At 70.7% G+C, this 8,637-nt stretch carries 10 protein-coding genes and 1 tRNA gene; 5 read left to right on the forward strand and 6 right to left on the reverse strand.

Annotated features, from left to right (window positions below; genetic code table 11):
* Window positions 1-141: 141 nt before the first annotated feature.
* Window positions 142-1,815, forward strand: a complete 1,674-nt coding sequence (locus tag VH914_08670) for a S53 family peptidase (protein ID HEX4491261.1) — start codon at window positions 142-144, stop codon at window positions 1,813-1,815.
* Between the two features lie 91 nt (window positions 1,816-1,906).
* Here the strand turns inward: VH914_08670 and VH914_08675 are convergent, their stop codons facing one another.
* Window positions 1,907-2,053: a hypothetical protein gene (locus VH914_08675; protein HEX4491262.1), complete on the reverse strand. Its 147-nt coding sequence runs from the start codon at window positions 2,051-2,053 to the stop codon at window positions 1,907-1,909.
* Between the two features lie 65 nt (window positions 2,054-2,118).
* Window positions 2,119-3,312 carry an alpha/beta hydrolase gene (locus tag VH914_08680; GenBank protein ID HEX4491263.1) on the reverse strand — a complete coding sequence of 398 codons (1,194 nt, stop codon included), beginning with the start codon at window positions 3,310-3,312 and terminating at the stop codon, window positions 2,119-2,121.
* A gap of 138 nt (window positions 3,313-3,450) precedes the next feature.
* On the opposite strand from VH914_08680, the gene VH914_08685 reads away from it, so the two are divergent.
* The 4 genes from VH914_08685 to VH914_08700 all read left to right on the forward strand — a co-directional run bounded on the left by VH914_08685 (window position 3,451) and on the right by VH914_08700 (window position 7,034).
* A complete protein-coding gene (locus VH914_08685; protein HEX4491264.1) occupies window positions 3,451-4,101 on the forward strand; it encodes a TetR/AcrR family transcriptional regulator in 651 nt (216 codons plus the stop codon).
* An 11-nt stretch (window positions 4,102-4,112) separates the two neighbouring features.
* Window positions 4,113-5,792 (forward strand): plastocyanin/azurin family copper-binding protein, encoded by a 1,680-nt coding sequence (locus VH914_08690; GenBank protein HEX4491265.1) that lies wholly within the window; start codon window positions 4,113-4,115, stop codon window positions 5,790-5,792.
* Window positions 5,793-5,967: 175 nt separating this feature from the next.
* Window positions 5,968-6,240: a hypothetical protein gene (locus VH914_08695; GenBank protein HEX4491266.1), complete on the forward strand. Its 273-nt coding sequence runs from the start codon at window positions 5,968-5,970 to the stop codon at window positions 6,238-6,240.
* Window positions 6,241-6,254: 14 nt separating this feature from the next.
* Window positions 6,255-7,034 carry an MOSC N-terminal beta barrel domain-containing protein gene (locus VH914_08700; protein HEX4491267.1) on the forward strand — a complete coding sequence of 260 codons (780 nt, stop codon included), beginning with the start codon at window positions 6,255-6,257 and terminating at the stop codon, window positions 7,032-7,034.
* A 15-nt stretch (window positions 7,035-7,049) separates the two neighbouring features.
* Here VH914_08700 and VH914_08705 read toward each other — a convergent pair.
* The 4 genes from VH914_08705 to VH914_08720 all read right to left on the reverse strand — a co-directional run bounded on the left by VH914_08705 (window position 7,050) and on the right by VH914_08720 (window position 8,515).
* Window positions 7,050-7,125, reverse strand: a tRNA-Val gene (locus tag VH914_08705).
* A gap of 66 nt (window positions 7,126-7,191) precedes the next feature.
* The gene (locus VH914_08710; GenBank protein HEX4491268.1) at window positions 7,192-7,668 is read right to left on the reverse strand and encodes a DUF523 domain-containing protein; all 477 of its coding nucleotides are present in this window, start codon (window positions 7,666-7,668) and stop codon (window positions 7,192-7,194) included.
* Between the two features lie 187 nt (window positions 7,669-7,855).
* Entirely contained in the window at window positions 7,856-8,206 is a 351-nt protein-coding gene (locus tag VH914_08715; protein HEX4491269.1) for a WhiB family transcriptional regulator, read from the reverse strand.
* A gap of 132 nt (window positions 8,207-8,338) precedes the next feature.
* Window positions 8,339-8,515 carry a hypothetical protein gene (locus VH914_08720; GenBank protein HEX4491270.1) on the reverse strand — a complete coding sequence of 59 codons (177 nt, stop codon included), beginning with the start codon at window positions 8,513-8,515 and terminating at the stop codon, window positions 8,339-8,341.
* Window positions 8,516-8,637: the final 122 nt, after the last annotated feature.

Below are 8,637 nucleotides of genomic sequence, written 5' to 3' on the forward strand. Positions count from 1 at the left end.
GGGACCGAGCGGGGCCGGCGTCCGTGTGAAGAAATCAAACATCTGTCTCAATTCGCGGTTTGGGTGGGGAGCGCGCGGGTAACGACCGCCTCCGAAGCGGGCATTCCGGACGGACGGAAGCCCCGACTCGAACGGAGGCACATGCGCAAGGTTCCGATCTTCACGGGCGTCGTCGCGGCAATGGCGGGGCTGCTCGGTCTGACCCTGGGCGGCGCGCCGGCGGGTGCGGCGGTGAGCCCGAAGTGGGCGGCCACCGCGACCCGGGCCGAGCGCCTCGTGCACGCGACCGACCTCGGCCGCGCGCCCGCGGCCACGCCGCTGCGCATCGCCGTCGGCCTCGCGATCCAGAACCGCTCCGACCTCGACGCCGCGCTCGCGCGCGGCGACGTGCTCACCCGGCCCGAGTTCGTCGCGCGGTACGCGCCGAGCGCCACGCAGGCGCGCGCCGTCGCGTCGTACCTGTCGAGCCAGGGCTTCACGAACGTGAGCGTCGCCGCGAACCGGCTCCTCGTGACGGCCGGCGGCACCGTCGCGCAGGCCACGCAGGCGTTCCACACGTCGATCCACCACTACCTGCAGCGCGGCGTCGACGTGGTCGCGAACACACAGACCGCGCAGGTGCCGGCCGCGCTCGCGTCGACGGTCGTCGCCGTGCTCGGGCTCAACACCGCGGGCACGATGCACGTCGGCGCGACCAAGGCCGCGGCCGATCCGCCGAACCCGCCGTCGGACTGCCTGATCCCCGGCGTCGGCTACCCGTGCACCTTCAACCCGCAGGGCTTCTGGTCCGCGTACGACGCGACCACCGCGCCGACGGGCGCCAACGCGAAGATCGCGATCTTCGCCGAGGGTGACGTGAGCAGCGTCATCACCGACCTGCGCACCGAGGAGGCGGCGAACCGGCTCCACAAGGTCCTCACCACGGTCGTTCCGACCGGACCCGCGACGAGCGACACGCTCGGTCTCGACGAGTGGGACATGGACACGCAGTACTCGACCGGCATGGCCGCGACCGTGAAGCACCTCTACCTGTACGACGGCTCGACGCTCAACGACTCCGACATCGCGTCGGAGTTCAACCGCTTCGCTTCCGACAACAAGGCGGTCGCGGGCAGCGCGTCGTTCGGTGAGTGCGAGTTCCAGGCCTTCCTCGACGGCTCGATGCTCGTCGACGACCAGGCGTTCGCGGAGGCCGCGGCGCAGGGTCAGACCGTGTTCGCATCCGGCGGCGACACCGGCGGCTTCTGCCCGGTCGGCGTCGGCGCCAACGGCGTGCCCGCGGGCGCGCCCGACGTCAACTACCCCGCAGCATCGCCGTGGGTCGTCGGCGTCGGCGGCACCACGCTCGTCATCAATACCGACGGCACCTACGACGAAGAGGTCGCGTGGGCTGCGGGCGGCGGGGGCCCGAGCACGCTCGAGACCGCGCCGGCGTGGACGAACGGCATCGCGCCGCCCGTCACGGTCGTATGCAGCGAGCTCGTCGACGTGCCGTGCGGTCGCGCGGTGCCCGACATCGCGATGGACGCCGACCCGAACAGCGGCGCGAACGTGTACGTGGACGGCGAGCCCGAAGGCGTCGGCGGCACGAGCCTGTCGTCACCACTTGCGTTGGGCGTGTGGGCGCGACTCCAGTCGGGACACGCGAACGCGCTCGGCTTCGCAGGCCCGAAGCTCTTCGCGGCGAACGCCACGGCGGCGTTCCACGACATCATCCTCGGCGACACCGGGCCGTACCCGGCGACGCCGGGCGACGACTACGCGACGGGCATCGGGACGTTCGACGTCGCGCAGGCAGCGACGCTCATCCAGTAGACGATCGGTCACTCACTGGGTCGCGTCCGGCGGCTCGGCGCGCACGGGCGGCGCGTCGGGTCGTCGGCGCGTGACCGAACGTGTCTTGACGTCACGTGCGCTGAGAACAATCGGCGCGGTGCTCGTCGGCGCGCACCGCGCCGCATTCCTCGCACACGAGGTTCGCCCAGCACGCGGCGTCGCCCCCGGTGTCGGCGAGCGCCTCGGCCTTCTCGCGCTCCTTCGGGTCCTCCGCCATCCCCGTCACGGTAGATCCCGCCATTCGAGCGGGCGCTGCCTCCGCCGAACCGAACGCGCGCTCCGTCAGCTCCCGAGGTTCAGCTGTCGCCAGATGAAGGGACCGAGCTGGCTCGCCCACCAGTAGCCGCCCGCGCTCAGGTCGGTGGTGTGGCCTTCCCCCGCCTCGCTCACGTAGTCGCACACCGAGCCGGCGGCGCGGTACGCGGAGCACGTGCGGAAGGCGTAGACGCCGGTGTTGCTGGCAACGTCGGTCTCGTAGTGGAACATCAGGATCGGCGCGAGTCCTGCGGTCAAGTGCAGCACCCCGAGGTCGATGCCCGGCGTGAGGTACGCGCCGGTCGACACCGCGGCCGCGATCTTCGACGAGTACGACGCGTACTGCGTCGGCGGACGGAAGTCGGGCGACACCGACATGCCGAGCGCGACCGCGCCGCCCGCGGAGTTCCCGACCGCGGCGATGCGCGTCACGTCGACGCCGTACGTCGCCGCGTTCGCCTTCATCCAGCGCACCGCCTGCTCCGCGTCCTCGGTCGCGTTCGACGCGGCGGCGAGCTCTTTCGGCGGACTCGAGTCCTGGTACAGCGACTGGTCGAGTCGGTAGTCGATCGACACCGCGTCGTAGCCGCGCGCCGCCCACTGCTTGCCGTCGCCCGCCTCGTCCGTACGACTCCCGCCGACGAACGCGCCGCCGTGGATGAGCACGACGGTCGCGCGCGGCGACGGCGCGCCGACCGGCGGCGTGTACACGTCGAGCAGCAACGGGATCGTCGTGCCCGTGTAATCGACCGCGGTCGTGTACTGGATCCCGAGGAACTGGCGAACGGTCGACGGGTCGTACTGCTGCGTGGAGTACCGACCGTTCGGCAGGGTCACGACGGGGGCCTTCAACACCTCGGCCGCGTAGACGTTGCCGTCCGCGCACGTTGTCTCGCCCGCGCCCTGCGACTTCCACCGGGTCGCGTCGATCTCCGGGTCGTTCCGCCATTGCGTCCAGAGACTCGCGTCGAGATTCGCCGCGCTCGACGGCACCGCGGCGACGAGCTCGTGCACGTCGCCCGGCGTCTCCTGATACGCGCCGGAGGGCGACGGGAGCACGCCCCGGCCGGCGCACATCGCGGCGGCGCTGCTCTGCGCGTCGGCGTTCAGGGTCGGCGACCAGCCGAGGTTGGGAAGGCCCGCACCCTCGCGCTGCGCACCGACCGACGCGATGAAGTACCAGTTGCACCCGCCCGCGACCACCGTCATCACGGTCGCCACCGCCAGCGCGCCGACCAATCGCCGCGTCCGCCTCGCTTGCCCCCGTCCGTGCCGCACGGAACCGCCTCCCCGTCGATGCGCAGACTATTCGATACAGGAATGTATCGAACTGCGCAAGCGCGGGTATCGTTCGCCCTCGTGCCCGGCGCCCTCACGACGTCCGAAACCGACGCCCGCCCGAAGCGCTCCCGCGCGAACACCCGCACCCGTTTGTTGACCGCGGCCTACGAGGAGTTCAGCGCGCGGGGCTTCCAGGCGACGACGGTCGAGCACATCTGCACACGTGCGGGATTCACGCGCGGCGCGTTCTACAGCAACTTCGCGACGACCGACGAGCTGTTCCTCGCGCTCTGGGACCAGCAGGCCGACCGCATCGTCGAAGGGGCACGCGCGCTCATCGAGGTGCTGCCCCTCGACGACGATCCCATCGAGCTCACGCAGACCGCGCTCGTCGACCTCGAGCGCGTCGAACCCGCGTGGTTCGTGCTGAACACCGAGTTCTTCCTGCACGCGACGCGTCATCCCGCGATCGCGACGGAGCTCGCGCGGCACCGCCATCGACTGCGAACGGAGCTCGGTGCCGCGCTCGATGCGTTGCTGCGCTCCACTCGTCGCCGCCTGCCGCCGGACGTCGACCTCGACCTCTTCACGCGCATGGTGATCGCCGCGCACGAGGGTTGTCAGCATCAATCGCGCGTTCCGGGCCACGAGCTCGAGCCCGGACAGCTCCAGCGTTCGATGCTCACGCTCCTGCTCGGCGCGTGCCCGCAAACATCGGAGCGTGGGTAGGGTCGCTGCCGATGAAGACCCGACTGCTCGCCATCGTCGCCGTCGTCGTGCTCGCCGCCGGATGTGGCAGTAGCAAGAAGGGCTCGACCACCCCGACCCAGCCGGCCGCGCTGCAACACGTCGTCGACCTTCGGGGCAAGGCCGAAGGTGGCCAGTATCCGGAAGTCGACGTCGCGGCGAAGGACAACGACTTCTCGCCGGCCGCGATCCGCATCGACCCGGGCACGACCGTCGAGTGGACGAACGAGGGCCGCAGCCCGCACGACATCACCGCGGTCGTCTTCGGCAAGCCGACCGGTCAGGAGATGGGCGTCGCCGCGGCGTCGTTCGGTGCCGGCAAGAAGTACGAGTACCGCTTCGCAAAGCCCGGCGTGTACCGCTACTACTGCTCGCTGCACGGCAGTCCGAGCACGGGGATGATCGGCGAGGTCGTCGTCGGCGACGTCGACGCGGTCACCGGCAAGGCGCCCGGTGGATCGACCTCGTCCGGTACCGCGAGCGGCACGCTGCGCGTCCCGAGCCAGTACAAGACCATCCAGGCGGCGGTGAACGCGGCGAAGGCGGGCAGCCGCGTGCTCGTCTCCCCCGGCGTCTACCGCGAGGCCGTCACGGTGACAACGCCCGACCTCGACATCCGCGGCCTCAGTCGTACCGGCACCGTGCTCGACGGCGGCTTTGCGCGCGACAACGGCTTCAAGGTCCTCGCCGACGGCGTCGCGATCGAGAACATGACCGCGCGCAACTACACGAGCAACGGGTTCTTCTGGACCGGTGTCGATGGCTACCGCGGCTCGTATCTGAACGCGATCCGCAACGGCGACTACGGCATCTACGCGTTCGGATCGACGCACGGCCAGTTCGACCACGACTACGGAGAAGGCAGTCCCGACGCGGGCTTCTACATCGGCCAGTGCACGAAGTGCGACGCGGTGATCACCGACTCGCTCTCGGAATGGAACGGCATCGGCTACTCGGGCACGAACGCGGGCGGCAATCTGCTCATCATCAAGTCGACCTGGCGTGACAACCGCGTCGGGATCGTGCCGAACAGCGGAACCGAAGAGCTGCATCCGCCGCAACGCGACGCGACGATCGTCGGCAACACGGTGTACGACAACAACAACGCGCAGACCGCGGCGATCTCCATCGCCCAGCTCGCGGTCGGCAACGGCATCCTGCTCGCAGGGGGCAACGACGACACCGTTCAGCGCAACCTCGTCTACGGCCACGACCTCACGGGCATCGGCGCGATCCCGCTCCCCGAGAAGGTCATCAACCCCGACGACAAGAAGGCGATGAACTTCGACGCGCGGGGCAACAAGATCGAGGACAACGACGTGAGTGGGAGCGGCGCCGCCGACCTCGCGCTCGTGACGTCGATCGACAACCCGAAGGACGCCGGCAACAACTGCTTCTCCGGCAACCACTTCACGACCTCGCTTCCTGCGCACCTCGAGCAGCTCGTCCCGTGCGGCCAGGCCGCGTCCGCGACGTTCCAGACCGACCTCACCCGGTTCGTGCAGCTGCTGACGCAGTCGAAGCCCGGCGACCGCGACTACAAGACCGTGCCGCTGCCGAAGCCGCCGACGCTCCCCGACATGCCCGACGCCGCGTCGGCGTCGGCGCGTCCTGCCGACCACGGCGTGCCGATGACGGTCGACCTCGCGTCGATCCCACTCCCGACGCGCTGACCGATTCGGCCGATCCAGTCGTCGCTGGACCAACGTTGTTCCGATGGTGGGTTGCGCGGCTGGCCTCCCGAGCCGATGCATCCGCACACGACCTCCCCCGGATCGTGTGCCGTCACGAGGGGCCCGCCTTCCCGCACGAAGGCGGGCCTTCTCGCGTTCCCGGCAGACTCGCGACATGACCGTCGTCGTCGCGGCCGTCGGCGTCGCGCTCGTGCTGTGGTCGATCGGTCTGAGCCTGTTCTACGCGTCGCTCCTCCGGCGCCGCGGCCAGCCCACGCGGGGCGCGGTGCGCCTGCTCCTCCGCAGGCCGATGCTCGGGCTCGGGGTGACGCTCATCGTCGTGGCGATCGACCCGATCGCGGGCGCCGCGCTGCTCGTCGTCTTCGTGCTCTGCGCGCTCGTCTTCGTCGCTCGGCGGGTGCGGCGATTGCGCCACGCCCGACGCTGACGGGCCTTCTCGCCATGCCGGCACGTGCGATCATCTCGCCCGTGCACGTGGTCGAGCTGTGGCGCCACCCCGTGAAGTCGCTGCAGGGCGAGTCGCTCGACGAGGCGACCATCGAGGACTCCGGGCTGGCGGGCGATCGTCGCTGGGGCATCGTCGACCGCGAGACCGGCAAGGTGCTGACGGGGCGGCGCGCGCCGGCGCTGTTGCTCGCGAGCTCGCGACTCGACGGCACCGGCGTCGCGGTGCGGCTCCCCGACGGCGACCCGGTCGGCGGACCGAGTGCGCACGCCGACGCCGTCCTGTCGGAGTGGATCGGCCGACCGGTCACGCTCGTCGAGGCCGAGTCGTTCGGCGCAGGAATCGCCGAGTCGTTCGCGGACGCGACCGACGACAGCAGCGAAGTGCGCGCGTGGGCGATGCCGGATGGTCGGTTCGTCGACGCGCTCCCGCTCCTGGTCGTCACGACCGCGAGCCTGCGCCAGGGTCGCGCGCTGCATCCCGAAGGCGCGTGGGAGACCCGCCGGTTCCGGCCGAACATCGTGATCGACGTCGACGAGGTCGGCTGGGTCGAGGACGGTTGGTGCGGTCAGACCCTCCGCGTCGGCGACGTGACCGTGCAACCGCTTGCGCCGTGCTCGCGCTGCACGATGGTGACGCGCCCACAACCGGGTCTCGATCGCGATCTCGACGTCTTCAAGACGCTGGCACGCCACCACGGCTCGACGTTCGGCGTGTGGTCGGTCGTGCAGACGGCCGGCGTCGTACACGTCGGCGATGTGGTCACGCTCGGTTGACGCCCGCGGTGCCGGTGGTGGGCGCTGCGGGGCTCGAACCCACGACCTCCTGCTTGTAAGGCAGGTGCTCTCCCAACTGAGCTAAGCGCCCGGCCGAGTGCGCAGGGTACCCGTCGAGTGCGTGAACGATGCCGCCGGCGAACGCCGATGCGCGACCTCAGAGCTCCTCGTCGGACTGCACGGTGACGCCCGCGGCGCGCAACGCGGCCGCAGTCACGCCGGCACCCGGGCGCAACGTGCGGGTGCCCGATCCGTCGTAGATCTCGACCGCGCCGCACGACGGGCTGCGCGCTTTGAGCACGGCGCGGGTCGCGCCGGTCGCACGCGCGAGGTCGACGGCCGCGGCCGCCCCGCGGATGTACGCGGCGGTCACGTCGGTCCCGTCCGCAGCCACGACCGCCGCCGTGCCGGCGAGCACATTCGAGCCGTCGCCGCCGGAGATCTCGGCCGCGGCTCGGGGCGTCGTGAGCCCGCCGACGACCTCGGGGCAGACGGGCACGAGCCGGGCCCCGTCGGCGAGGCGCTGCACCCGCGGCCGCAACGACGCGCGGCCCTCGTGGTTGCAGCACGTGCCGAGCAGGCAGGCGGAGACGAGGATCGTCGGACGGTCGGAGCCGGCCGCGGAGACGGACACGGACGCAAGTCTGCTCCGAACGCGACGGGAGCCGGGCACCCCGGCAGGTGCCCGGCTCCTTCGTCTGGTGTTGTCACATGGACCGCGAGCGGGCCGGGAGTCGCTGACGCAGGCTGCCGGGGGGTGCAGCCCGGCCTCGTTGTCCCGGCCCGCCGCGTGGGTGGGCGGTCGAAGGAGACCGCCTCGATCAGGCCGTCTGCGCGGTAGGCACCTCGCCGGCGTCGGTCAACGTCTCGGGCCGAATCTTCGGCGGCCGGCCCCGCTTGCGCTTCTGGGGGAGCACCTTCCCGTTGAGGAAGAGCTGCCCACCCCAGACGCCCCACGGCTCCCGCCGTGCAAGCGCTGCCTCGAAGCACGGTTCCATGACCGGGCAATCGAGGCAGAAGGCCTTCGCCGAGTTGATGTCGTCGATCTGCTCCGAGAAGAACAGCTCGAGCATGGACCCGGTGCCGTTGCTGCACCGAGCGAGCGCCTGCCAGGCCGGCGTGCCCTGCTGCAGCTCGTCGATCCCCGTCTGGAGGGCGTGAAGGGCGAACATCGCCGTTCTCCTGTTCGTGAGTGAGTGAGTTCGTGTCGTCGGGTGGGGTTCGGTGGTGGTCGAAGCGGCGGCAAAACAAAAAGGCCGCCGGGTTGCCCCGGCGGCCTGGTCAGAGTCTTGCGGTAGCGGGTGCTACGGCAGGAACACCGAGGGCGGCCGGGGCGATCCGGGCTTGCCGGTGGTGAGGTCGATCGCGTTCACGTTCGACCACGCGGCGATGCCCATGGCGCACACCGGGAAGGCGGGTGCCGAGACGCGCGAGAACCCGGCACGGGCAACCTGATGGCGCTGCGCGTACTGGGTCTGCATCGTGGGCTTTCCTCTCCGGTTTCGGTCGGGTTCGGAGCTTCGAGGGTTCGTGGGACGCGCCGGCCTGGGCCGGCCGGTGGATTCGATCATTCCCTATCGGACGGGTCAAGCGAATTATTGAT

It is taken from the genome of Acidimicrobiia bacterium (assembly GCA_036271555.1).
Lineage (GTDB): Bacteria > Actinomycetota > Acidimicrobiia > IMCC26256 > PALSA-610 > DATBAK01.